Here is a 23,018-nt window from a genome sequence, read left to right on the forward strand (position 1 = left end):
GCTCAGGCCCTTTCTTCGGACTGGCGGGAAAGAATGGCCGCGAATTCCGTGCCGAAGCCTTCAAGCCGGTCCTGGAACAGGTCCAGGCTGTTGCTGACGACGTTATAGGCCACATAGGCCGGAATGGCCGTAAGCAGCCCGATGGCGGTCGCGAACAGCGCTTCGGAAATACCGGGGGCGACAACGCTCAGATTGGTGTTGTGCTCGGCCGCGATCGAACTGAACGAATGCATGATGCCCCACACCGTGCCGAACAGCCCCACGAACGGGGCCACGGGCCCGACAGTGGCCAGGAAGATCACCCAGCGGCGCAGGCGGTCCATTTCCCGCGTGATGGTAATGCCAATGGCGCGGTCCACGCGCTCCTTCACCCCGCCGCGCACCAGGTCCACGCCGGGAATGCGGGCCGAACGCCGCCATTCGCCCATGGCCGCACCGAACACGGCGGCCATCGGGTTGGTGGGCTTGGCGCCGTCGCTGTCATACAGGTCGTCCAGCCCGCCACCGGACCAGAACCGGTCCTCGAACCCTGTTGCTTCGCGGTTGATCCGCCGCAAGACCACAACCTTGGCGAAAATGATCGCCCACACCATGATGCTGCACAAGAGCAGCCCCAGCATCACCAGCTTGACCACCACCGAAGCGTTGGCGAACAACGTCCAAACGGACAGGTCTCCCGCCGCAGCTACGCCGAGATTTGTCGCATCAACCGCACGATCCAATAATGCCTCCTGCCTTTACACCCGCTCCCGGCCTGCCGGTCTCCGACTCGGGCACGACCTGGTATCGCCCAACAACTGCTGTTTCTTACTGTGTTCGCGAACAAAGCAGAAGAGGGGCTTTTCAGTCCCCGACCGCCAGTTTTTGCAACAGAGCACGCCAAGGCGGCGGAAATCGGGCAGGACGCCCGTCAGCCGCACCCACGCAGGCCAGAACCACCTCGACCGTGGCGCACAGCTCGCCCCCCCGGCTCACGATCTGTTCAAGCGTGCAGCTTGCAGCCCCCAGTTTCATCAGCCGGGTCGTAATGGTCATGACATCGTCCAGCCGCAGGGGCGCGCGGTAGGAAAGCCTGGCGTCGCGCACGATGAAAACCAGCCCGTAATCGCGCAGCAGTTCGGACGCGGGCATGCCCCTGCTGCGGATGGCCTCCGTGCGGGCCCGTTCGGCAAAGGCGAGATAGCGCGCGTGGTACACAATGCCGCCCGCATCAGTATCTTCATAATACACGCGGAAATCCATGGTGTGTACGTTCATGCCCGTCTCATACCCCGTTTTTGCGGCCTGTGTTCTCGCGGCCCCTGCATGGTTCCGCGCGGCCCATGAACCGAACATGGGCCGAACCCGGCGAAAAAATCCCTGCCCCGCACGCGGCGGCCAGGCACCTTATCCCTTGTCCTCATCCCCGGGCAGAAGATCAAGCTGGGGCGATGTGTCCTCACCCATGCCCTGATCGCGCGGCGGCGGTTCAAGGCCCAGATGCCGCCAGCCCCGCTCGCCCAGCACGCGCCCGCGACTGGTCCGCAATACCAGCCCTTCCTGGATCAGGTAGGGTTCGATCACGTCTTCCAGCGTGTCGCGCGATTCCGCCAGGGCGGCGGCCAGGGTTTCCACCCCCACGGGGCCGCCGTGATGGTATTCGGCAATCCGGCGCAGGTAGCGCCGGTCCATGCCGTCAAGCCCCAGCGCGTCCACCTCCAGCCGGTTCAGGGCGGCATCGGCCAGTTCCGCGCCCACCGGCCCTTCTTGTGCGGACATGGATGCAAAATCGCGCACGCGGCGCAAAAGCCTGCCAGCGATCCGGGGCGTGCCGCGCGCGCGGCGGGCAATTTCCATGGCCCCGCCGGGCGAGAGGTCGAAGCCCAGCTTGTCCGCCCCGCGCGCCACGATCGAACATAATTCCTCGGGCGTGTAGAAGACCAGCCGCAGCGGAATGCCGAACCGGTCGCGCAGGGGCGTTGCCAGCAGCCCCGCGCGCGTGGTCGCGGCCACCAGGGTGAACGGGGCCAGGTCGATCCGCACCGAACGCGCCGCCGGGCCTTCGCCTATAATCAGGTCGAGCTGGAAATCCTCCATCGCGGGGTAGAGAATTTCCTCGATGGCCGGCTGGAGGCGGTGGATTTCGTCTATGAACAGCACATCGCGCGGTTGCAGGTTGGTCAGGATGGCCGCCAGGTCGCCCGCGCGCTGGATGACCGGCCCCGATGTCGCGCGAAAGCCCACGCCCAGTTCACGCGCCACGATCTGGGCCAGCGTGGTCTTGCCCAGACCCGGCGGGCCGTGCAGCAAAACGTGGTCCAGCGCATCGCCGCGCTTGCGGGCGGCGGCAATGAAAATGGACAGGTTTTCGCGGCTGGCCTTCTGGCCGGTGAAATCGGCCAGGGTCTGGGGGCGCAGGGCGGCCTCACCCGCGTCTTCCCCGTGCCGGGCCGCATCGATCTCGCGCTCGGGCGTGAACTCGGGGCTCATTTCGCCAGGTCCTTCAGGCTGTCGCGCAGCACGCTATCCAGCGTGGCCGCATCACCATACCCATCCAGCACGCGGCGCACCACGGGGGCTGCTTCCACCCGGCGAAAACCCAGCCCCGCCAGCGCCATCAGCGCATCGGCCTCGATCCCGCCCGCATGGGTGGCCACCAGCGGCACGCTCAGCCCCGCGGCATTGCCCGGCATCTTGCCTGCGCGGTCGCGCAGTTCGGTCAGGATACGATCGGCCAGCCGGCCGCCCACGCCGGGTGCGCGCGTCAGGCTGGCCTTGTCCGCCGCCATGAGTACCGCCACCAGTTCGGACGGGGTCAGGGTGGAGAGAATACCCAGGGCCACCTTGGCCCCCACCCCCTGCACGCCGGTCAGCAGGCGGAACCATTCGCGTTCGGCACTTTCGGTAAAGCCGTAAAGCAGGATGGCGTCTTCGCGCACCACGGTTTCGACCAGCAGGCGGGCTTTCTCGGGCGGGTGGGGCAGGGCGGCCAGCGTGCGGGTGGACGCGGCCACCAGATAGCCGACACCGTTCACATCCACCACGCAACTGCCCAGATCGACCTGAATGACCAGCCCGCACAAAAACGCAATCATGCCATTCTTACCCCGGCTGCAACATGGCGCGCACTGGCCCGGTGGTGCGCGTGGCAGATGGCTACGGCCAGCGCGTCAGACGCGTCGGCCCGGATCAGTTCCACGCCGGGCAGCAGGCGCCGGATCATCATCGCCACCTGGTTCTTGTCCGCACTGCCCGTGCCCACCACCGCCTTCTTGACCGACAGGGCCCCGTATTCGGCCACACTCAGCCCCGCAAGGGCCGGGGCCAGCAAGGCCACACCCCTGGCATAGCCCAGCTTGAGCGTGGCCGTGCCGTTGCGGTTGACGTAGGTTTCCTCCACCGCGGCCTCGATAGGGGAGAGGCGATCGATAAGGGCGAGCAGGTTTTCGTGCAGGACCTTCAGCCGGTCGGGCACGCTATCGGCACTGTTGGTGGCGATCACGCCATTGGCGACATGGCGCAGACGGTTACCTTCGACATCGATCACGCCCCAGCCGGTAAACCGCAGGCCGGGATCAATGCCGAGCAGGCGCGCCACTGTCAGGACGACAGTTTTTCCGCCAGGTCGTCCGGCAGATCGAAGTTGGCGTACACATTCTGGACGTCGTCATTGTCTTCGAGAACGTCGAGGAACTTGAACAGGCTCTGGGCCTTTTCCTCGTCCAGGGTCACGGTGTTCTCGGGCCGCCAGTCCAGCTTGGCACTTTCGGGCTCACCGTAGCGGGCCTCCAGCACGTCGCGCACCGCGAAGAAGGATTCCACCTCGCAGGTGACTTCATGCGCGGTCTCGGTGGAGGTGACGTTCTCGGCCCCCGCCTCGATCGCGGCGTCCAGCATGTCATCTTCCGAAGCAGCGGCGGCCGGGTAGGTGATCACGCCCAGGCGGCGGAACATGAAGGAGACGGAATTGGTCTCCCCCATCGAGCCACCGTATTTGGAAAACGCCGCCCGCACGTCGGACGCGGTGCGGTTGCGGTTGTCGGTCAGCGCTTCGACAATGACGGCAACACCCGCCGGGCCATAGCCTTCGTAGCGCACTTCCACGTAATCGTCGCCGCCACCCGCACCCGTGGCCTTCTTGATGGCGCGTTCGATCGTGTCCTTGGGCATGTTCACCTCGCGCGCGGCGGCAATGGCCGCACGCAGGCGCGGGTTGGCCGCCGGGTCGGGCAGGCCCTCGCGCGCGGCAACCGTCAGTTCGCGGATAACCTTGCCGAACTGCTTGGCGCGCCGGGCGTCCTGCGCACCCTTGCGGTGCATGATGTTCTTGAACTGGGAATGACCAGCCATGTTCCCCTACCTTGTCTGTCCTGTTCCTGTCGGCCATGCCCGCCAAAAAGCCGTATCCGGCGGGGCGGGGTCAGTTCACCCGGCCGTGGCAATGCTTGTATTTCCTGCCCGAGCCACAGGGGCACTGGGCGTTGCGCGGTGTTTCCCCCCAGCTTGAGGGATCGTCGGGCATGATCGCACTGGCCCCTATGGGCTGGGCCATCTGCGGTGCGGCCCCCGGGGTCAGGCCCGTGCCCGGTTCGGAGGCATAGCCCTGGATTTCGGGGTCGGCATGGATGGCCGCCGTATCGGCGAACGGGTCCGCCACCACGGGCGGGGGTGCGACTTCCACCCGCGCCATGAGAGAGACCACGCGTTCGCGCATTTCCTCGAGCATGTAGGTGAACAGCACGAAGGCCTCGTGCTTGTATTCGTTCAGCGGGTCCTTCTGCCCGTAGGCGCGCAGGCCGATCCCCTGGCGAAGCTGGTCGAGCGCGTGCAGGTGTTCCTTCCACACCGCGTCATACGTGGTCAGCAGCACCTGCTTTTCGATAAAGCGCATCAGGTCGGGGCCGATATTGGCCGCCCGCGCCGCCTGGGCCTGAGCCTGCGCCTGGCCGATCCGCTCGGCCAGGCCTTCGGCATCCATGCCGTCCTCGGCCGCCCAGTCGGCAATGGGCAGGTCCAGCGCCAGTGTCTTGCTTACGGCTTCGGTCAGGCCCTTCACGTCCCACTGTTCGGCAAAGGCCTTTTCGGGCACATGGCGCGCGACCAGGCCGTCGATCACCTCGTCCTGGGCTTCGGCCACGATGGCGGAGACATCCTCCGTCGCCATGAATTCGCGGCGCTGGGCATATACTTCCTTGCGCTGGTCGTTCATCACGTCATCGTATTTGAGCGTGTTCTTGCGCATGTCGAAGTTGCGGGCCTCGACCTTTTTCTGCGCGCGTTCCAGGGCCTTGCTCAGCCACGGATGAACGATGGCCTCGCCCTCCTTCATGCCCATTTTCTGGAACATGCCGCTCATGCGGTCGGAGCCGAAGATCCGCATCAGGTCATCCTGAAGCGAGATGAAGAAGCACGAATTGCCCGGATCGCCCTGCCGCCCCGCACGGCCGCGCAACTGGTTGTCGATCCGGCGGCTTTCATGGCGTTCGGTGCCGATCACGTACAGCCCACCCGCCTCGCGCACGATTTCATGGTCGCGCGCCACGCGTTCGCGGATGGACTGCTCGGCCGCGGCCCGTTCGGGCGACTCCGGCGCGTCACCCAGTTCCTGGGCGACCAGCATTTCCACATTGCCGCCCAGCTTGATGTCGGTGCCGCGCCCGGCCATGTTGGTGGCGATGGTGATCGCACCCGGCGCCCCGGCCTGGGCCACGATCTTGGCTTCCATTTCATGGAAGCGGGCGTTGAGCACGTTATGGGTCACGCCCTCGCGCTTGAGCAGGGCTGACAGGGCCTCGCTCTTCTCGATGGAGGTGGTGCCGACCAGGATCGGCTGCCCGCGCGCATGCACTTCGCGGATGAGCTTGACGACGGCCGCGAACTTCTCGGCCTCCGTCAGGTAGATCTCGTCATCCTCGTCCTTGCGCGAGACCGGGCGGTTGGTGGGAATGGCCACCACGTCCAGGTTGTAGATCTCGGCAAATTCGTCGGCTTCGGTCATGGCCGTGCCGGTCATGCCCGACAGGCGCGGGTACAGGCGAAAGAAGTTCTGGAAGGTGATGGAGGCCAGGGTCTGGTTTTCCTGCTGGACTTCCACATGTTCCTTGGCTTCGAGCGCCTGGTGCAGGCCGTCGGAATAACGGCGGCCCTCCATCATGCGGCCGGTGAATTCATCGATGATGATCACCTTGCCGTCGCGCACGATATAATCGACATCCCGCGTGAACAGCGTATGCGCGCGCAGGGACTGCTGCACATGGTGCACCACGGCGACATGGTGCAGGTCGTAAAGGCCGCCTTCGCCCAGCACCCCGGCATCGCGCAGCAGGGTCTCCACCGTGTCCGAACCGCTCTCGGTCAGGATGACGGTGCGGAATTTCTCGTCCTTCTCGTAGGCCGTGGTGTCCTGGACCAGTTGCGCCACGACACTGTCCACCGCGCGGTACAGGTCGGAACTGTCTTCCGCCGGGCCGGAAATGATCAGCGGGGTCCGCGCCTCGTCGATCAGGATCGAGTCCACCTCGTCCACGATGGCGTGGTGGAAGGGGCGCTGCACCATCTCGCCGAGCTGGTACTTCATGTTGTCGCGCAGGTAGTCGAAACCGAATTCGTTGTTCGTGCCGTAGGTGATGTCGGCCGCATAGGCCTGGCGGCGGGCGTCATCGGGCATGTTGGGCACGATCACGCCCGTGGTCAGCCCCAGGAAGGTGTAGAGCCGCCCCATTTCCGCGGCGTCACGCGCGGCCAGGTAGTCGTTCACAGTCACCACATGCACGCCCTTGCCCGACAGCGCGCTCAGATACACCGCAAGCGTTGCCACAAGGGTCTTGCCCTCGCCCGTGCGCATTTCCGCGATGCGGCCTGCATGCAGGACCATGCCGCCGATCAACTGCACATCGAAATGGCGCATGCCCAGCACGCGGCGCGATGCTTCGCGCGTGACGGCAAAGGCTTCGGGCAGCAGGTCGTCCAGCGTGGCGCCCTTGGCCAGGCGGTCGCGGAATTCCACCGTCTTGGCGGCCAGGCCGGCATCGTCCAGTGCCTGCATTTGCGGTTCAAGCGCGTTGATTTCCGACACCCGACGCTGAAAAACCTTCAGCGTCCGATCATTGGCAGTGCCGAACAGGGCGCGGACGAAGCGAGAAAGCATGAACACCTTTCCGGAATTAAACCGCCTGGAAACAAGACCTTGGGCCCCGCCGGACGTGGCGGAACCAAGGCGGACACAGGCATGGCCTGGCATGGCTTGCCCCGCAAAATAGGACCGGGCCGGTTTGCGGTCAACCAACCCATACGCTTTCGCGCCTTTTCCAGCCTTTTGCGGCCGCAAGAGGGCTTGCCGGGTCGGGTGGCGTCCTTCATACATGTCGGACTGTATTTTACGGCTTCAAGGTTTTCACCATCATGCGGTTTACACCCTACGCTTTCGGACTGGCGGCGACGGCCCTGGTCGGTTCCATGGCAGTCATGCCCCTCCCGCGCGCCGCGGCCCAGGCGCCCGCACCCGCCGCAGCCCCGGCGGCCCCCGCGGCCGACAGCAAGCCGCTTGACCCCAAGACGGTCGTGGCCAGCGTGAATGGTGACAAGATCACCCTGGCCGACGTGCAGGACGCCGCGACCTCCATCCCGGCCCAGATGCGCCAGTTGCCCCCCAATGTCATCATTCCCATGCTGATCAACCAGCTTGTGGACCAGAAGGCCATCCTGCTGGCGGCCCAGAAGGAAGGGCTGAACAAGAAGCCCGACACCCAGAAGCTGATGACGGCTGCGGCCAACAACGCGTTGCAGAACGCCTGGCTGTCCCAGCAGGTCATGCCGCACCTGACCGATGCCGCCATGTCGCAGTATTACGAGCAGAACTACGCGCACAAGGCGCCTGAGGAAGAAGTGCACGCCCGCCATATCCTGGTGAAGACCGAGGCCGAGGCCCAGGACATCATCAAGAAACTGAAGGCCGGAGCCGATTTCGGCAAGCTGGCGGCCCAGCTTTCCACCGACAAGGGCAGTGCCGACCAGAATGGCGGCGACCTTGGCTGGTTCACCAAGAACAAGATGATCCCCGCCTTCTCCGATGCCGCCTTCGCGATGAAGAAGGGCGATATCAGCAGCACGCCGGTCAAGAGCCAGTACGGCTACCATGTCATCCAGATCCTGGACACGCGCATGGCCCCGGTGCCGACTTTCGACGCCGTCAAGGACAACATCCGCCAGGCCCTGATCCAGCAATATGTGCGTGAAGCCGTGACCAAGGCGGCAAGCGGCGTGAAGATCGTCCGCTTCGACCCGTCCACCGGCAAGGCCCTGCCCGACGCCCCCGCCGGTGCAGCCGGTGCGGCCCCGGCTGGGGCACCCAAGTAAGCCTTCCGCCTTACTTGCCCACCACGCCCCCGGACCGGCCTGGCCCGGGGGTTTTCGACTTCGACCACGCCCAAGGATTCCGCCAGATGGCGCAGATCATCGCCACATCCCCCCTTGCCCAGCCAATGCCTGAGCTTGGCAGTGTTCGCGGCGTGCGCCTTCAGGCCATGGCGGCGGGCATCCGCTACAAGGGCCGGACAGATCTTGTCCTGGCGGAATTCATACCCGGCACCACGGTGGCCGGGGTCTTCACCCAGTCCAAATGCCCCGGGGCACCGGTCGACTGGTGCCGCGCCATCCTGCCCGGCGGGCAGGCGCGTGCGCTGGTGGTGAATGCGGGCAACGCCAATGTATTCACCGGCCGCGCCGGCCGCGAAACCTGCGAAAGCACGGCCCGGGCGGCAGCGGAACTTGCGGGCTGCACGCCCGAGCAAGTCTATCTGGCCTCTACCGGCGTGATTGGCGAAATCCTGCCCGCCGAGCGCATTACCAAAGCCCTGCCCGAACTGCACGAAGCCCTGTCCGAAACCGGGTGGGCGGATGCCGCGCGCGGGATCATGACAACCGACACCTTCCCCAAGGCCGCTGTCCGCACGGCCATGCTGGGCGGGGTGGAAGTCGTCATTCAGGGCATGGCCAAGGGCAGCGGCATGATCGCCCCCGACATGGCCACCATGCTGGGCTTTGTCGCAACCGATGCCGCCCTGCCCGCCCCCGTGCTGCAGGCCCTGCTGTCAGCCGGGGTCAAAAAGACCTTCAACTGCATCACCGTGGACTCGGATACCTCCACCTCCGACATGGTACTGCTGTTCGCCACGGGGGCCGCGGGCAACGCCCCCCTGCCCACCACCAGCCCCGCGACCAGCCCCGAGAACGCAATCGACAGCCCCGAACTGGCCGATTTCCGCGCGGCGCTGAACGACGTGCTGCACACGCTGGCCCTGATGGTGATCCGCGATGGGGAAGGGGCGACCAAGCTCATGACCATTTCGGTCAGCGGTGCGGTGTCCGATGCATCGGCCTGGCGGGTGGGGATGGCCATCGGCAATTCCCCGCTGGTGAAAACCGCGATTGCGGGGGAAGACGCGAACTGGGGCCGCATTGTCATGGCCGTGGGCAAATGCGGCGAACCGGCTGACCGCGATACGCTCAGCGTCTCCATCGGCGGGGTGTGCATTGCCCGCAACGGCACCGTAACCGACGGTTACGACGAAACACCGGTGGTCGCGCACATGAAAGGCCAGGAGATCGACATTGCCGTGGATCTGGGCCTGGGTAACGGGTCCGCCAGGGTCTGGAGTTGTGACCTGACCCATGGCTATATTGACATCAACGGCTCCTACCGAAGCTGAGCAGCGCACGTCCTTTGTCCTGCCCTACCGCGCGGCTTGTCTCCTGTCGGGCATAACGCGTATACGCAGGACACAGAGCGACAGGAAGCAACCACATGACCAACCCACCGCCCGGCTGGGGTAACCAGCCCTTCGCTTCCCCCAATAATTTTGGCGACCCCATGGATGGCGGCCAGAACCCCGTATGGGTCTATGCGGGCTTCTGGTGGCGTGTCTGGGCCTTTACCATCGACGCCATTATCCTGAGCATGGCGGAAACGGCGCTGGGCTTTTTCATCGCCCCCGATATTTCAGTGCAGTGGCAGGAACTGCCGGGCGACAGTTCCGGCCAGACCATGGATGTGGTGGATATTGCCTCCATCGCCGGGTCCGCCATGCCTCGGGCCGATACCATTTCGGTCCTGCTGCCGCATATCCATACCGGAAACTGGCATGGCGCCAGCGTGATCCTGGCCCTGGTGCCCGCCCTGTACTGCATTCTTTTCGAGGCCTCGGCCCTGAGTGCGACCCCCGGCAAGTTCCTGTGCCGGCTGAAGGTGGTAACCCTTTCGGGCGGGCGGATCAGCCTGGCGCGGGCGGCGCTTCGCTTTGTGGTCAAGGCGTTCCTGTCCTTTCCACTGCTGTATATCGGGGTGCTGATGGTGGCCTTCACCCGCCGCAAGCAGGGGCTGCACGACCTGGTGGCCGGCACATTGGTGATCCGCCAGGATGTCTCACGCGTAGCGTCCTTCCCGCCCCAGCCCTGATACGAGGCGGGTATCTGGTCGCACCTCTGGGGGTATAAAACCCCGCATATGGGGACGACAGTAGTACGGACCCGGGCGGACAGGCGCAGACCCGCGCGGCCGCCGGAAAAAAGCAGCGGGCTGGGAGCATGGGCCGCCAGAAGCTGACACGGCTCGCCGACGGGGCGGGAAGGCGGGTCGCAAGCAGGGCACAGGGACGCCCCCGTGGGCTGGGCACCGCGCAATGTGGAACGGTCGGTCGCTTGTGTCTTGATACCGCCAGATTTGGCCCGTACCGTGGGGGCAACAGGTTTTCGGCCCCGTTCAGCCAGAAAAGGATATGCGACACCATGGCGGTCACCACACCGGACCAGACCCTTTCCTCCCACCCCCGTTCCCTGACACGCCGCCTGGGGGTGGTGTTCGAGCGAAAGCGGCTGGCCGCCCTGGTCTGGGTGAGCGTTGCATGCTGTCTGGGGCTGCTCGCCACGACCCCGCCCGCCGCCTTCGCGCAGGCGGCGGCCACTGCTGACGCCCCCGCCCATGCGGATGCCGCGAATGCAGGCAATCCCGACGCGGGCACGGACGGGCAAGGAGGCGCGGCCCCAAGCAGTGCGCCCCCACATGCAGCGCCGCAAACCGCCCCGCCCGGGGGGCTGACCCAGCAGGACGCGCAGCAACTGCTCGGTGTGCTGAACGACCCCCAGAAACGCGCCGAATTTTCAAAAAACCTCGCACTGATGGCCAAGGGCCTGCCCGTGGCCCCCGCGCAACCGGGCGGAAAGAGTGCCGCGCCCGCGAAGGCGGCAACCCCGCCCGACAGCGCGGATGCAGACACCCCCGTGGTGATCGACAGTTCCGTTCATTCCGCGCTGGACGGGCTGAATGACGGGCTGCGCGGCTATGTGCACAATTTCACCAGCCTGTTCACCGACCTGGGCGTCGTGGGCACCTGGCTGAAGACCGAGCTGCGCAACCCCACCACCCGGCAGACCCTGCTCGATGCGTTCAGCCGCGCCATCCTTATCCTGGCCGTGGCCCTGCTGGCCGAACGCGGGACGAGCATCAGCCTGAAAAAGCCGCTGCTGTCGGTCACGCGTTACGCCATCGCGCGGGAAAACAGGCACCTGGCCCGGCAGGAACAGGGGGCCGACGCCGATAACGTGGCCGATAGCGCCGCCGCCAATGCCGACACCACCCATGCGCGCGAGACCGATCAGCGGCGTGGCAACGAAGTGCTGCGCTACCTTATTCGCGTGCCCTATAATGCGCTGCATTTCCTCATAAAACTGCTGCCGGTCGCGGTCTGCCTGCTGCTGGGCTATGTGGGGGCGGAATTCCTGACCACCACGCCCCAGGCCCGCACCGTTACCCTGACGCTGGTCAATGCCTATGCCATAGCGCGCGTGCTGTACCTGGTGGTGGAAACCACGCTGGTTCCGCATTCGCCTTCCATCCGCCTGATCCCGGCCCAGGACGCCACGGCACGCCTGCTGACGCATTGGTGGAATATCCTGGTCGCGGCCCCTTCGATCGTGATCTGCCTGTCCACGCTGGGTGAGGAATTCGATCTGGCCCAGCGCGGGGTGGACGCCATGCTGCGCGCGGTGGTGCTGATCCAGCACCTGATTATCGCGGCCTTCATCTGGCGTATGCGCCGGATCGTCGCGCGTGCGCTCCAGCCTTCTGCCGACCGGCAGGCCAAGAGCGCTTTGTGGGCGTTTGTGGGCACGCTGGCGCATTTGTGGTGGGTGCCGATCATGTTCCTGGACATGGCGCTGTGGTTCGTCTGGGCCGCCCATCTGAAAGGCGGGTACCAGTGGATCCTGCGCGGCTCGATCATGAGCCTTGTCTGCCTGGCACTGTCCCGCGTGCTGGCACTGCTGGCGTATGGCCTGCAGGACAAGCTGTTCCGGGTCAGCCCGGCCATGCAGGCCCAGTATCCCGACCTGCAACAGCGTGCCGACTTCTATTACCCCTTCGTGCGCAAGATCATTACCGCCTTCCTGATCTTTGCGACAGCGGTGTGCCTGGCCCAGAGCTGGGGGGCACCGGCCTTGCGGTTCTTCTTCGTCTCGGCACTGGGTGTGCGGCTGATGGGGGCTGCACTCAGCCTTGTGCTGGGCATGACCGTCGCGGCAGTCGCGTGGGAGGTAGTGAACCACACGCTGAACAAGCAGATCTCGCGCTATGCCTCCAGCGCGCAGGCCGGGCGGGCGGCGCGCCTGCGCACGGTGCTGCCGATCATCCGCACCGTGCTGCTGGCGGTCATCATCATTTTCGTCGCCGTCACCACGCTGTCGCAGATCGGCATCAACGTCACCCCGCTGCTGACGGGTGCCGGTATTCTAGGCGTTGGCCTGTCGTTCGGTTCGCAAAGCCTGGTCAAGGACGTGATCACCGGCTTTTTCATGCTGGCCGAAGACGCGATCCAGGTAGGCGACTGGGTAACGGCGGCGGGCATTGCGGGCACGGTGGAACATCTGTCCATCCGCACGCTGCGCGTCCGCGCCATTGATGGTGACCTGCATATCATTCCGTTTTCGTCCGTGACCTCCATTGCCAATACGGCGCGCGGGTTCAACCAGATCATCGTCCGCCAGACGCTGGATTTGAGCGAGGATTCGGAAAAAGTGGTCGAGATCATGAAAAAGACCATCGCCGCCATGCGCAAGGAAGACGATTTCCGCGCCATCATCCTGTCGGACTACACCGATCTGGGCGTGGACAATTCGGACGGGAACGGGGCGATCATGGTCGGCGCCATTCGCACCGCCCCCATGATGAAATGGAAGGTGCAGCGCGAATTCTACCGCCGGATCGCCCCGCTCATGGCGGATGCGGGCATAAAGTTCTTCACGCCCACCAGCTACTCCACCTCCCCGCCCGATATTCCCGTGCACCTGGCGCTGGACAGCATGCCGCCCATGGCCATGCCACAGGCAGCCAGCCCCCAGGCAGCGGACGCGCAGGCAGCAGGCTCCACGCCGGCCAAGGCCGCCCCCGCCGGCGAGGACCCCGCCAACACTCCGCCCTCAGCCAATACGCCCACCAACCACGCCCCCACGGGCAACACCGCCACCGGCAATGCACCCTCCGGCGGGAAGCAGGCAGAATAGCCCATGGCCGCACAGTCCCACGAACCGCTCATGCCCCCTGCGCCACTGCCGCCCGACGTAGCCACCACCGTGGCGGAGGCGATCGAGACCCCGCTCGGGCAAGGGGGGTTCGCGTTCGTGCAGGCCGGGACCATGCGCCCGCTGCTCGAACATCTGGGGCTGGAACAGTGGGAAAGCTTTGCCGCAAGCTGGAACGACCTGGGCGAGGATCGCTACATGGCCGATGGCGGGCGCTACCGGCGGCGGCGCTACGCCACGTTCTCGCTCAGCGCGCAGGACATGCTGCGCAAGCCCAACCAGCCCCATTACCAGAGCCGCGACTACAATACCCTCAATGGCGGGGTGGAACGCTGGTTCGAGCCGGTTCTGCCCGCCATTGCGGCGCACCCGGCCCTTCAGGCCATTTTAAGCCTGCTCTACCACGTGGCCACCGACCTGACCCCGCCCGAACGCCGCCCGCTTTCGTGGCACGGGGAGATGCACCAGTTCCGGATCGAGGCCAGCACGGACATGCGTGGCCAGCCCACGCCCGAAGGGCTGCACCGCGACGGGGTGGACTGGGTCTGCGTAGCCATGGTGCGGCGCGAAAACGTGGCCTGCGGGGAAACATCCATTCACGACATGGGGCGCGAACTGGTGGGCAGCTTCACGCTGACAGACCCGCTGGATACGGCCTTTGTGGATGATAACCGCGTCTATCACGGCGTGACACCGGTGGAACCGGTAGACCCCGCACGCCCCGCCTACCGGGATGTGCTGGTCGTCACCCTACGCCACGAATAGCGCCGAGCGGACAGCCTGCCCGTCAGTATCCGGCGTAGGAAATGGCGTGCAGCCCAAGGGCTACAAAGCAGAAGACGAACACGATCGCCCCGGCCATCTGCGCGACTTCATGAAGTGCGATCTGGTTGGACGGGGGCACGGCTGCCGGCGTGGGTGCGGCCGTTGAAGGTGCCGAAAGAACGGAAGAAGCCCCGCCCGTAGCGGGAGCGGCAGCACCGCCCGACGCATCGGCGGCAGGCGTGCCCTGCGGTGCAAGCGCGGAGACGGCCTCATCCGCCGCGGTACCGGGCAGGGTGGCGGGGCGGGGCACACCATCGGGCGTGGGCTGGTCGCTCATGGTCTGGTCCTTCCCCGTTTTTTGCAATGCAGATCAGTCCGGGCGTTTTATCTCACCCTGCCTGTATGTGACTTACGCGGCCACCCCGCGTCAAGCCTGCGTATTTTCAACATCCCGGTTCCGCCCCGCAATCGCCGCCAAAACGGGGCACGGCGCGGCTGGCACTGGACGCCCGCCCCCATGACAGGCCAAATAGGGCAGATCCTGAATTTTTACGGAGCCGGCATGACCCGTTTTCCCGCACTTCTGGCCGCGACGGCGCTGGCCGTCTTCCCGGCCTGTCATGCCCTGGCCGCCCCCGCAACACCCCAGGCACCAGCCGCCGGGCCACAGGCCGGGCAGATTTCGGCGCAATCTGCGGGCCAATCTGGCGGCCAGACTACGGGCCAGACCAATGCAGCCCCGGCCGGGACCGCTGCATCCTACCCGCAGGCCCTGTTCAACGGGCAATGGACCGTTCTGGCCATGACCGACCCGATCCGGGTCATGAGCAACCGCGCCCTGGGCCCCGCCGCCCGCTTGCTGGTGGCCTTGCCGCAGGATTATGCCAAGATCGTGGGGCAGGCCCGCTTCGCGCTGGCCCGTGTCAACGGCACCACGTGGGAGGGGGCACAGGACAACCTGCATGCCAGCTTCTCGCTCGTATCGGAAAACAGCGCGCGGCTGCTGATTACCAGCAAGGACGGCCACAGGATGGACCTGCCCCTTTACCGGGTCGAAACCCCCACCCCCTGAACAGGGAACTGAATCGAAAGAACGTTTTTGGTGAAGCTTTTTTCAAAAAGCTTCGAAGACCGTCACCTTTTTGAAAAAAGGCGACACCCGAAAACATTTATCTTTCTTATCAGATAATTGTCTCGAAACCGCATCCGATGCGGCCCGGCTAAAGACCGGCCCGCCACGGATCGCCCTTAGCTGGCTGAAGCGGGGGTCCAGCCTTCAAGGAATTCGCGCAAGGCCGGATCTGGCTTGCCGATCCTGACTTCGAGCGTGACATACAGATTACCCGCCGGTTTGGACCCGTGGGCCTGCACCCCCTTGCCCCGCAGGCGCAGCACCGTGCCGCTGTCCGATCCTGCGGGCACGTTCATCCTGACCGTGCCGGTGGGGGTGGGCACCATGATCGGCCCGCCCAGGGCTGCGGTCTTCAGATCGACCGGCAGGGTTTCACGCAGGTCCGCGCCGTCGCGCGTGTAGGTCGGATCCGCCAGCACGGTCACGGTAATCAGCGCATCGCCATCGGGGCCGCCTTGCGAACCCGGCCCGCCCTTGCCGCGCAGGCGCAATGTCTGCCCGTTCTCGATCCCCGGCGGAATGCGCACGTCCAGCGTGCTGCCATCGGGCAGGGTAATGCGCGATGTCGCGCCGTTGACCGAGTCCAGAAAACTGACCTTGAGCGAATAGCTGGCATCCGCCCCCTTGCGCGGCCCCGCACGCCGGGCACGGGCCCCGCCGCCGAACATGCCGCCGAACAGCCCGCTCAGGTCTTCTTCGGTAAAGCCGCCCATGCCGCCGCCGGGGGGGAACCCGCCGCCGCCTTCAAAGCCGCCGCCGAACCCGCCATAGCCCGGGGGTGCGCGTTCCTGGCCCGAAGCATCGATCTCGCCCCGGTCGAAACGGGCCCGCTTTTCCGTATCGGACAGCAGGTCATTGGCCTGGTTGAGTGCCTTGAACTCTTCCTCGGCCTTCTTGTCGCCGGGGTTGAGATCGGGGTGGAATTTCTTGGCCAGCTTGCGGTACGCCTTGCGGATGTCATCCTGGCTGGCGGTTTTGGCAATACCAAGCACGTCATAGGGGTCACGTACGCTCACGCCGCACCTCCGCCGACACTGTCGTTCATAAAACCGGTTTCTCCATTCCATGCCATGTGGGGCGCGCCGTTCTTTTGCAGACTGCCGCCATCATCGCTTTTTTTTCAATGATTTGATATAATAATGGGAATGCGCGCCCACACGGTCAATGGATCATGCGCGAAACCGGCCATCAAAAAACCTCGTATCACCATCGCAGGGCGGAGGTTGCGGCGCACGGCATGCGCAAAAGATGCAAACAAGGGCATGGTATCGGCGCGCACTTCCCTTTATTCTCGGCCTGCCCGACTATGGGGCAGGCGCGGGAGCGGGAACACAAGGCCCATCCCACGTAACGGATTCAATGGAGAGACCCGGCCATGGCTGACAGACCCCGCTTTTTCGATGACCTCGCCGGTGTGGCCGGGGGCGCTGTTTCCGCCCTGACCGGCCTGCGCGAAGAAATCCATGCCATCGTGCGCAGCCGGGTGGATGAGGTGCTGACCAACCTGCAGGTGGTGCGGCGTGAGGAATTCGAGGTCATGCGCGAGCTCGCGGCCCGTGCGCGCATCGGGCAGGAGGAAGCCGACCGCCGTATCCAGGCCCTTGAAGAGCGCGTACATGCGCTGGAGCACAAGACCGGCCAGCACCATCAGCATGGCTGAAAGCGGGGCCGCCCGCCAGGACTTGGGACAACACGCCCTGAACGCCCGCCCCGGCACCGCCCGGGGTCAGGCGCGGCAGGGCCGGTCCGCCGCCCTGGGGGGCCTGCACCGCCACACACGCATCGGGCCTATAGCCCCCGACCTATCCTGTTCCACCGCAGGCACGGAGTACCGCCATGCCAGCCTTGACGACTGATACCACGCCCCCCGCCAGCAACCCGCTTGATCTTATGGAACAGGTGATCGGCGGCATGGGGTGGACCTTCGACCGTTGCACCCCCACCGAAATGGCGGCCGAGGCCCCGGCCCGCTGGTGCGATTACGGGCTGTTCTTTTCATGGTCGGCCGAACTGGGCACCATCCTGTTCACCTGCGCGTTCGATCTGCGGGCCGACATGGCGCGACGCGGCGCGTTGTATGAACTGATCGGCCTGGCCAACGAACAGATGTGGGTCGGCCATTTCAGCCTCGATACCGAAGACGGCGTGCTGCTTTTCCGTCATGCGCTGCTGTTGCGGGGCACGGAACTGGCCGCCGATATTTTTGAAGACATGATCGATATCGCGCTGAACGAATGTGAACGATTTTATCCGGCCTTCCGTTTTTTTCTGATGGAAGGGCTCAACACGGCCGACGCCATGGCCATGGCCCTGCTGGACTGCCAGGGAGAAGCCTGAATGACGAGCACACACACCGCAACCGCCACCCGCGAACCCGCCGCACCCGCCGGCACGCATGCGGCGGCCCCCCTCCTGCCATCCATCCTGCTGGTGGGGTCGGGCAAGATGGGCGGGGCCATGCTGGAAGGCTGGCTGGCCCAGGGGCTGGCCCCTTCGGTCATCGTGGACCGCCACCGTGACAGCCTGCCCGCGCCGCACCGCATCGTGCGCGCCATCGCGGACATACCGGCCGATTTCACACCCGACGTGATCGTGCTGGCGGTCAAGCCCCAGAAGGCCGATCCCGCCCTGCAAGATTTGGCCAAACGCTTTCCCGCAGCCACCCTGCTTTCGGTCATGGCGGGGCGGTCCATTGCCAGCCTCAAGGCCGTGTATGGCGGCGAAAAGGGGCTTGTGGTCGTGCGCGCCATGCCCAACACGCCCTGCCTGCTGGGTGCGGGCATGAGCGGGCTGTACGCCCCGCCCGAGGCCACGCCCGAACAGAAACGCCATTGCGAAAGCCTGCTGCGCGCCGTGGGTGAGACGGTCTGGGTAGATGCCGAAGGGCTGATCGATTCCGTTACCGGCGTTTCGGGCAGCGGGCCGGCTTATGTGTTCCTGCTGGCCGAACTGCTGACCAAGGCCGGGGTGGAACAGGGCCTGCCCGAGGAAACCGCCCGCATCCTGGCGCGTGAGACCATTTATGGCGCGGGCCGCATGCTGCACACACTGCCGACAGATGCCGCCGAACTGCGCCGCAACGTGACAAGCCCGGGTGGGACGACGGCTGCGGCTCTTGCCGTTCTCATGGCCGATGACGCGTGGCCCGCCGCCACATCCGCCGCCGTTGCCGCGGCCGTGACGCGGGCCAAGGAACTGTCGGGCTAGCCATGGTGTTCCACCCCCGTTTTGTGCCGCTTTCTCGTGCTGACAGGTTTGCCCGTTATGGATCATGAAGACTTCGACACCGCCCTGATCGCCGCCGCCATGGCTTTGGCGGGGGAAAAGGGCTGGGCCAATGTTTCGGTGCTGGATGCGGCACGGGCGGCGGACCTGCCGCTGGCGCAGGCCCGGCAGCGCTTTCCCTTCCGCGTATCCGTGTTGCTGGGGCTGGGCCGCATGGCCGACGATGCCGCCCTGTCGGACGACATGATCTGCGGCAGCGCGCGCGAACGCCTGTTCGACCTGCTGATGCGCAGGCTTGACGTGTTCCAGCAGTATCGCAGCGGCGTGCGCTCCGTGCTGCGGGCCCTGCCGCTGGACCCGCCCATGGCCCTGCTGCTGGGCGGGGCGACGCTGGAGAGCATGCGCTGGATGGCGGATGCAGCGGGTATTGGCACGCCCGGCCTTGGGGGGCTGGCGCGCGTGAACATGGTCGTAGCCATATGGGCCCATACCCTGCGTGCGTGGGACAAGGATGAAAGCCCCGATATGGGCACCACCATGGCCGCCCTGGAACAGGGGCTGGACAAGGCGACCCGCTTCGGCCTGTTCCCGACCACCGGCACCGCGACCGGAACCATCGAAGACACCGGCCTGCCCGATCTGCCCCAGGACTGAATACCACGCTGGCGCAGCATGTGCGGGACGCTGGAAGCTGAACCGGTGCTAACAAGGCCGGGCCGTGGTCGCCCGTGGAACCGCGTAGCAGAGCAGGCATAAGGACAGGCTGCGGGACGGCAGTTGGGCGAGCGGAATTTATACGCCACCCGGCCTTTACGAAGGCGGGGTGTTCGGCATAAAAGGATGCGGCTGACAGGTCGGTCTTTTGGGGCGTAGCCAAGCGGTAAGGCAGCGGATTTTGATTCCGCCATGCGGAGGTTCGAATCCTCCCGCCCCAGCCACGGACCCTGTTGCGTAATTCCTGTTGCAAGCCGTTGCGTATCTGGTGCCGTGGGTGTCGAGTGCCCTTGCAAACACGCCCCGATGCATGCCTATCGCGCATGAACGGGTTAAGTCGAACATGCAGCCCGGGCAGACAACCGTCGTGCCAGCCCCCATGGTTGCCCCAGGGGGAGCAGCCCCGGCGGCAACCCCGAACGGGGCGCTCCGTTTCATAAATCCGTGTACGCCTGCGCGCGCAAACGCACCCATGCAGGCCAGGCGGCCCGATACATGCGGGCATGGCCGCGTTGGTCGCATGGCCCGTGCGCTGGCCGCGCGAAGGCAGCACTTCTTTTTCTGCGCCATCGTGCTTTATGCTCGCCCATCATGCCTGACCCTTCCCCCAGTTCCACCCATGGGCCGTCCCCTGGGTCTTTTCCCGCCTCATCCTCCCTTCTGGCACAACCCGGCCTTGTCGCCGCCCTGGCAGCGCGCGCCTTGTCCGCTTTTGCGACACAGGTGCTGGCCGTGGCCGTCGGCTGGCAGATCTATGCGCTGACCCATAGCACTGCCGCGCTGGGCTTTGTGGGGCTGGCGCAGTTCCTGCCCATGGTGGCGTTTATCTTCCCCGCAGGGCATGCGGCCGACCGGCATAATCGCCGCCGCATTGTCGTGACCTGCCAGGCGGTGGAAGCGCTGGCCACCGCCGTTGTCGCCTATGCGGCCTTTACCGGGCGGCTGACCCCGCACATGATCTACGGGCTGGTCATGCTGTTCGGCACCTGCAAGGCGTTTGAAATGCCCGCGCAGCAGACGTTCCTGCCATCGCTGGTGCCGCCCGCCCTCTTTCCGCGTGCGTCAGCCCTGTCATCGTCCCTGTTCCAGGCGGCCAGCATTGCGGGGCCCTCGGTCGGGGGGCTGTTATACGGGCTGGGTGCGGATACGTGCTACACGCTGTGCGCGGCAGGCTTTGCGATTGCGATGGTCGCCACCTGGTCCATGAAACTGGCGGCCCCCACCCGCCCGCGCCAGCCCGCAAGCCTGGCCGCCGTGTTCGGGGGCATTGCCTTCCTGCGGCGCAAGCCCACCATTCTGGGTGCGATCTCGCTCGACCTGTTCGCGGTCCTGCTGGGTGGGGCCACCGCCATGCTGCCGGTTTTCGCCACCGATATCCTGCATGCGGGGCCCTTTGCACTTGGCCTGCTGCGCGCAGCCCCCGCCATTGGCGCGCTGGGGGTGGCCGCCATCCTGGCCCGCCACCCGATGGAACGCCATACCGGGTTGTGGATGTTCGCCGCCGTAGCCGTGTTCGGGGTGGCGACGATCCTGTTCGGGCTTTCGCGCTCCATCAGCACCTCGGTGGTCATGCTGATCATTCTGGGCGGGGCGGACGTTATCAGCATGATGGTCCGTGGCGCGCTGGTGCAGCTTGGCACGCCCGATGACATGCGCGGCCGGGTTTCGGCCGTGAACATGCTGTTTATCGGTTCGTCCAACCAGCTTGGCGAATTCGAAAGCGGGATGCTCGCAGCCCTTGTGGGGCCGGTGCCTGCCGTGGTCCTTGGCGGCGTGGGCACGCTGGTCATTACGGGGCTGTGGATGGCCATGGTCCCCGGCCTGCGCAAGCTGGACAGGCTGGACACCATAATGCCCGACACCGTCTAGGCAGCGGGCAGCAGGGGCCAAAGACCCCAACCCTGCCAGGCCCGCCAACAGGCCCCCAAAAGCGGACCGCCCAAGCCCGACGCATGAGCCCTGCCACCTATGCGCAGGACTGAATCCTCCGCACCGCAGGGGCCCGCAAAGGCGGGGTGCGGGGGGATAAAAAAAACCGTGCCGGTTTGCACCGGCACGGTTCTGGTTCTTGAAATGTCCGCCTTAAAAAGGAAAAGGGGGGATCAGATCAAACCGCTTTTTTCAGGTTCGGGCTTGCCTTGAAGCGAACGGTCTTGCCCGCCTTGACCTTGACCGGCTCACCCGTGCGGGGGTTCAGCGCCTTGCGGGCCTTGGTCTTGCGGACAGTAAAGGTGCCGAAAGAGGGCAGGGTAAAGCCGCCTTCGCGCTTCAGTTCCTGCACGATGGCGTCGATAAGATCGTTCGCTGCCTGATTAGCGGCCACACCAGTGCAGTTGATGGAATCCTGGATCACTGCTGCAATAAAGGCCTTGCTCATTGAGTTTCTGGCTCCCCTCAGACAGAATTAAGGTCAAAATAATAATTTGGCTACCACGCCTGTGCTTTAAGGGCTTTTAGTCACATTTCGATAAAAAACCAACTTAAAAAACGCTTCTGTTTTCGATTCCTTGCGGTAACAACAGCAGAAAGGGAATGTGTAGCATGATAGACACAGTTGTCCCCCCCTCTGCCACCTGCCTGTTTGCCGCCCATGCCCCCCAGGGAAACCTTCCCCCCGCGACGCGGTTCTACCTTGAGAACATCGTCAGATGCGGGTTCGTGACCCACGTTATTTTATCCGGGGCGAACAATATTGAAGAAGATACCGTTTTATTTTTGGATCGAAACAAGATAACCGCCTGGATACGCCCCAATGGCGGGCTTGACTTTGGCGCGTGGCAGTTTTTGCTTCACAGAGGGGTGATCGCACACGCCCCTTATGTCCTGCTGGCCAATGACAGCGTGTATGGCCCGTTCCACCCGCTGGACCGGTTCATGCACCGCGCGGCCGCCCTGCGTTACCCCGCCTGGGGCATGGTGGCATCCCGCGCGGGGGGGCCGCATCTGCAATCGTGGTTTGTGGGCCTGTCGCGCGCGGTCATGCAATCGGCCCCGGTGCAGCGTGTTTTCTCCCACCCCTTTGCCGACATGACGCGTGAGGAGATTATCCGCCACGGGGAACTGGGGCTGTCCGCCGCGATCCGGGAGGCAGGCTTTCCCCTGCATGCGGCCTGGAGCGACCTTGATACGCCCCGCCCCCTTGTGCCCCCCACCAACCCGATGCATGCGCGCTGGCGTTCCCTGATGGCATCAGGCCAGGTTCCGTTCATCAAGCGTGAACTGCTGAACCACAACCCGTTCGCCCTGCCCGGCGTGCGGGATTGGGCGGCCAGCCTGCCACCGGGTGCCATTTTCGACCCACGCTGGGTGATGGCACAACCCCGCGCAACCCGCCCTTGCGCAATGCGGGACAATTCTGCGAACCGGCCACAGCCCAATGCGACGGCCCGTACATTGTACAGACTGGTCAACGCTGCGGACACCCTGGCCCATAAACTGCGCGGCGCGGGGCCCGCGGCCTGATCGTCAGACCATCCCGTATCGAACACGGTCCTGCTGCCTGGCGGTTGCGTTTCCACAGCAGGGCCCGGTCAGAGAGGGGTTCGAAAGCCTGCCCACGACATAGTGGGGCGATATGCAAAGGTTTTCGGGTGTCGCCTTTTTTCATAAAGGTGACGGTCTTTGAAGCTTTTTG

At 65.1% G+C, this 23,018-nt stretch carries 23 protein-coding genes and 1 tRNA gene; 14 read left to right on the plus strand and 10 right to left on the minus strand.

The window, feature by feature from the left end; translation table 11 throughout:
• Positions 1 to 2: 2 nt before the first annotated feature.
• From tolQ to secA, 7 genes are all read right to left on the minus strand, one after another.
• Complete coding sequence (tolQ, locus tag J2D77_RS04290; protein ID WP_207845086.1) at positions 3 to 722, minus strand: protein TolQ; 720 nt, start codon at positions 720 to 722, stop codon at positions 3 to 5.
• A gap of 121 nt (positions 723 to 843) precedes the next feature.
• Positions 844 to 1,257 carry a tol-pal system-associated acyl-CoA thioesterase gene (gene ybgC / locus J2D77_RS04295; RefSeq protein ID WP_331000065.1) on the minus strand — a complete coding sequence of 138 codons (414 nt, stop codon included), beginning with the start codon at positions 1,255 to 1,257 and terminating at the stop codon, positions 844 to 846.
• Between the two features lie 129 nt (positions 1,258 to 1,386).
• Complete coding sequence (gene ruvB, locus J2D77_RS04300) at positions 1,387 to 2,469, minus strand: Holliday junction branch migration DNA helicase RuvB (protein ID WP_207845087.1); 1,083 nt, start codon at positions 2,467 to 2,469, stop codon at positions 1,387 to 1,389.
• On the minus strand, positions 2,466 to 3,074 hold the full coding sequence (ruvA, locus tag J2D77_RS04305; RefSeq protein ID WP_207845088.1) for a Holliday junction branch migration protein RuvA: 609 nt from the start codon (positions 3,072 to 3,074) through the stop codon (positions 2,466 to 2,468). The genes ruvB and ruvA overlap by 4 nt, the downstream gene beginning before the upstream one ends.
• A complete protein-coding gene (ruvC, locus tag J2D77_RS04310) occupies positions 3,071 to 3,577 on the minus strand; it encodes a crossover junction endodeoxyribonuclease RuvC (protein WP_207845089.1) in 507 nt (168 codons plus the stop codon). The genes ruvA and ruvC overlap by 4 nt, the downstream gene beginning before the upstream one ends.
• A 2-nt stretch (positions 3,578 to 3,579) precedes the next feature.
• Positions 3,580 to 4,329 (minus strand): YebC/PmpR family DNA-binding transcriptional regulator, encoded by a 750-nt coding sequence (locus tag J2D77_RS04315; RefSeq protein ID WP_207845090.1) that lies wholly within the window; start codon positions 4,327 to 4,329, stop codon positions 3,580 to 3,582.
• A gap of 70 nt (positions 4,330 to 4,399) precedes the next feature.
• Positions 4,400 to 7,126 (minus strand): preprotein translocase subunit SecA, encoded by a 2,727-nt coding sequence (gene secA, locus J2D77_RS04320; RefSeq protein ID WP_207845091.1) that lies wholly within the window; start codon positions 7,124 to 7,126, stop codon positions 4,400 to 4,402.
• 254 nt (positions 7,127 to 7,380) lie between these two features.
• On the opposite strand from secA, the gene J2D77_RS04325 reads away from it, so the two are divergent.
• From J2D77_RS04325 to J2D77_RS04345, 5 genes are all read left to right on the plus strand, one after another.
• Positions 7,381 to 8,334: a peptidylprolyl isomerase gene (locus J2D77_RS04325; RefSeq protein WP_207845092.1), complete on the plus strand. Its 954-nt coding sequence runs from the start codon at positions 7,381 to 7,383 to the stop codon at positions 8,332 to 8,334.
• An 86-nt stretch (positions 8,335 to 8,420) separates the two neighbouring features.
• The gene (gene argJ / locus J2D77_RS04330) at positions 8,421 to 9,686 is read left to right on the plus strand and encodes a bifunctional glutamate N-acetyltransferase/amino-acid acetyltransferase ArgJ (RefSeq protein ID WP_207845093.1); all 1,266 of its coding nucleotides are present in this window, start codon (positions 8,421 to 8,423) and stop codon (positions 9,684 to 9,686) included.
• A gap of 95 nt (positions 9,687 to 9,781) precedes the next feature.
• Positions 9,782 to 10,432, plus strand: coding sequence for an RDD family protein (locus tag J2D77_RS04335; protein WP_207845094.1), 651 nt, complete (start codon positions 9,782 to 9,784; stop codon positions 10,430 to 10,432).
• Between the two features lie 329 nt (positions 10,433 to 10,761).
• The gene (locus tag J2D77_RS04340; RefSeq protein WP_207845095.1) at positions 10,762 to 13,530 is read left to right on the plus strand and encodes a mechanosensitive ion channel domain-containing protein; all 2,769 of its coding nucleotides are present in this window, start codon (positions 10,762 to 10,764) and stop codon (positions 13,528 to 13,530) included.
• A gap of 30 nt (positions 13,531 to 13,560) precedes the next feature.
• Entirely contained in the window at positions 13,561 to 14,313 is a 753-nt protein-coding gene (locus tag J2D77_RS04345) for a 2OG-Fe dioxygenase family protein (protein WP_207845638.1), read from the plus strand.
• Between the two features lie 22 nt (positions 14,314 to 14,335).
• Here the strand turns inward: J2D77_RS04345 and J2D77_RS04350 are convergent, their stop codons facing one another.
• Entirely contained in the window at positions 14,336 to 14,650 is a 315-nt protein-coding gene (locus J2D77_RS04350; RefSeq protein WP_207845733.1) for a hypothetical protein, read from the minus strand.
• Positions 14,651 to 14,875: 225 nt separating this feature from the next.
• On the opposite strand from J2D77_RS04350, the gene J2D77_RS04355 reads away from it, so the two are divergent.
• The gene (locus J2D77_RS04355; protein ID WP_207845096.1) at positions 14,876 to 15,385 is read left to right on the plus strand and encodes a hypothetical protein; all 510 of its coding nucleotides are present in this window, start codon (positions 14,876 to 14,878) and stop codon (positions 15,383 to 15,385) included.
• Between the two features lie 176 nt (positions 15,386 to 15,561).
• Here the strand turns inward: J2D77_RS04355 and J2D77_RS04360 are convergent, their stop codons facing one another.
• Positions 15,562 to 16,461: a DnaJ C-terminal domain-containing protein gene (locus J2D77_RS04360; protein WP_207845097.1), complete on the minus strand. Its 900-nt coding sequence runs from the start codon at positions 16,459 to 16,461 to the stop codon at positions 15,562 to 15,564.
• A 359-nt stretch (positions 16,462 to 16,820) separates the two neighbouring features.
• Between J2D77_RS04360 and J2D77_RS04365 the strand changes: the two genes are divergently transcribed.
• The 7 genes from J2D77_RS04365 (at position 16,821) to J2D77_RS04395 (ending at position 21,253) form a co-directional block, all read left to right on the plus strand.
• Positions 16,821 to 17,105 carry an accessory factor UbiK family protein gene (locus J2D77_RS04365; RefSeq protein WP_207845098.1) on the plus strand — a complete coding sequence of 95 codons (285 nt, stop codon included), beginning with the start codon at positions 16,821 to 16,823 and terminating at the stop codon, positions 17,103 to 17,105.
• Positions 17,098 to 17,301 (plus strand): hypothetical protein, encoded by a 204-nt coding sequence (locus J2D77_RS04370; RefSeq protein WP_207845099.1) that lies wholly within the window; start codon positions 17,098 to 17,100, stop codon positions 17,299 to 17,301. Before J2D77_RS04365 ends, J2D77_RS04370 begins: the two co-directional genes overlap by 8 nt.
• The gene (locus J2D77_RS04375; RefSeq protein WP_207845100.1) at positions 17,282 to 17,782 is read left to right on the plus strand and encodes a type III secretion system chaperone family protein; all 501 of its coding nucleotides are present in this window, start codon (positions 17,282 to 17,284) and stop codon (positions 17,780 to 17,782) included. The genes J2D77_RS04370 and J2D77_RS04375 overlap by 20 nt, the downstream gene beginning before the upstream one ends.
• Positions 17,783 to 18,652, plus strand: a complete 870-nt coding sequence (gene proC / locus J2D77_RS04380) for a pyrroline-5-carboxylate reductase (RefSeq protein ID WP_207845101.1) — start codon at positions 17,783 to 17,785, stop codon at positions 18,650 to 18,652. It abuts the gene before it with no gap.
• A gap of 57 nt (positions 18,653 to 18,709) precedes the next feature.
• Complete coding sequence (locus J2D77_RS04385; RefSeq protein ID WP_207845102.1) at positions 18,710 to 19,324, plus strand: TetR family transcriptional regulator; 615 nt, start codon at positions 18,710 to 18,712, stop codon at positions 19,322 to 19,324.
• A 209-nt stretch (positions 19,325 to 19,533) separates the two neighbouring features.
• Positions 19,534 to 19,608: transfer RNA gene (locus J2D77_RS04390), tRNA-Gln, on the plus strand.
• A gap of 367 nt (positions 19,609 to 19,975) precedes the next feature.
• The gene (locus J2D77_RS04395) at positions 19,976 to 21,253 is read left to right on the plus strand and encodes an MFS transporter (RefSeq protein ID WP_207845103.1); all 1,278 of its coding nucleotides are present in this window, start codon (positions 19,976 to 19,978) and stop codon (positions 21,251 to 21,253) included.
• 238 nt (positions 21,254 to 21,491) lie between these two features.
• Here J2D77_RS04395 and J2D77_RS04400 read toward each other — a convergent pair whose 3' ends face one another.
• The gene (locus J2D77_RS04400; protein WP_141376020.1) at positions 21,492 to 21,761 is read right to left on the minus strand and encodes an HU family DNA-binding protein; all 270 of its coding nucleotides are present in this window, start codon (positions 21,759 to 21,761) and stop codon (positions 21,492 to 21,494) included.
• A 164-nt stretch (positions 21,762 to 21,925) separates the two neighbouring features.
• Between J2D77_RS04400 and J2D77_RS04405 the strand changes: the two genes are divergently transcribed.
• Complete coding sequence (locus J2D77_RS04405; protein ID WP_230975515.1) at positions 21,926 to 22,846, plus strand: rhamnan synthesis F family protein; 921 nt, start codon at positions 21,926 to 21,928, stop codon at positions 22,844 to 22,846.
• The last annotated feature ends 172 nt before the right edge of the window (positions 22,847 to 23,018 follow it).

The organism is Acetobacter garciniae (assembly GCF_017377735.1).
In the GTDB taxonomy this organism is placed as follows: domain Bacteria; phylum Pseudomonadota; class Alphaproteobacteria; order Acetobacterales; family Acetobacteraceae; genus Acetobacter; species Acetobacter garciniae.

Coding starts and splice junctions, on each gene's coding strand:
- ybgC (WP_331000065.1), bottom strand. CDS start 1,257: ATGAACGTACACACCATGGATTTCCGCGTGTATTATGAAGATACTGAT.
- ruvB (WP_207845087.1), bottom strand. CDS start 2,469: ATGAGCCCCGAGTTCACGCCCGAGCGCGAGATCGATGCGGCCCGGCAC.
- ruvA (WP_207845088.1), bottom strand. CDS start 3,074: ATGATTGCGTTTTTGTGCGGGCTGGTCATTCAGGTCGATCTGGGCAGT.
- J2D77_RS04315 (WP_207845090.1), bottom strand. CDS start 4,329: ATGGCTGGTCATTCCCAGTTCAAGAACATCATGCACCGCAAGGGTGCG.
- secA (WP_207845091.1), bottom strand. CDS start 7,126: ATGCTTTCTCGCTTCGTCCGCGCCCTGTTCGGCACTGCCAATGATCGG.
- J2D77_RS04325 (WP_207845092.1), top strand. CDS start 7,381: ATGCGGTTTACACCCTACGCTTTCGGACTGGCGGCGACGGCCCTGGTC.
- argJ (WP_207845093.1), top strand. CDS start 8,421: ATGGCGCAGATCATCGCCACATCCCCCCTTGCCCAGCCAATGCCTGAG.
- J2D77_RS04335 (WP_207845094.1), top strand. CDS start 9,782: ATGACCAACCCACCGCCCGGCTGGGGTAACCAGCCCTTCGCTTCCCCC.
- J2D77_RS04340 (WP_207845095.1), top strand. CDS start 10,762: ATGGCGGTCACCACACCGGACCAGACCCTTTCCTCCCACCCCCGTTCC.
- J2D77_RS04345 (WP_207845638.1), top strand. CDS start 13,561: ATGCCCCCTGCGCCACTGCCGCCCGACGTAGCCACCACCGTGGCGGAG.
- J2D77_RS04350 (WP_207845733.1), bottom strand. CDS start 14,650: ATGAGCGACCAGCCCACGCCCGATGGTGTGCCCCGCCCCGCCACCCTG.
- J2D77_RS04355 (WP_207845096.1), top strand. CDS start 14,876: ATGACCCGTTTTCCCGCACTTCTGGCCGCGACGGCGCTGGCCGTCTTC.
- J2D77_RS04365 (WP_207845098.1), top strand. CDS start 16,821: ATGGCTGACAGACCCCGCTTTTTCGATGACCTCGCCGGTGTGGCCGGG.
- J2D77_RS04370 (WP_207845099.1), top strand. CDS start 17,098: ATGGCTGAAAGCGGGGCCGCCCGCCAGGACTTGGGACAACACGCCCTG.
- J2D77_RS04375 (WP_207845100.1), top strand. CDS start 17,282: ATGCCAGCCTTGACGACTGATACCACGCCCCCCGCCAGCAACCCGCTT.
- proC (WP_207845101.1), top strand. CDS start 17,783: ATGACGAGCACACACACCGCAACCGCCACCCGCGAACCCGCCGCACCC.
- J2D77_RS04385 (WP_207845102.1), top strand. CDS start 18,710: ATGGATCATGAAGACTTCGACACCGCCCTGATCGCCGCCGCCATGGCT.
- J2D77_RS04395 (WP_207845103.1), top strand. CDS start 19,976: ATGCCTGACCCTTCCCCCAGTTCCACCCATGGGCCGTCCCCTGGGTCT.
- J2D77_RS04400 (WP_141376020.1), bottom strand. CDS start 21,761: ATGAGCAAGGCCTTTATTGCAGCAGTGATCCAGGATTCCATCAACTGC.
- J2D77_RS04405 (WP_230975515.1), top strand. CDS start 21,926: ATGATAGACACAGTTGTCCCCCCCTCTGCCACCTGCCTGTTTGCCGCC.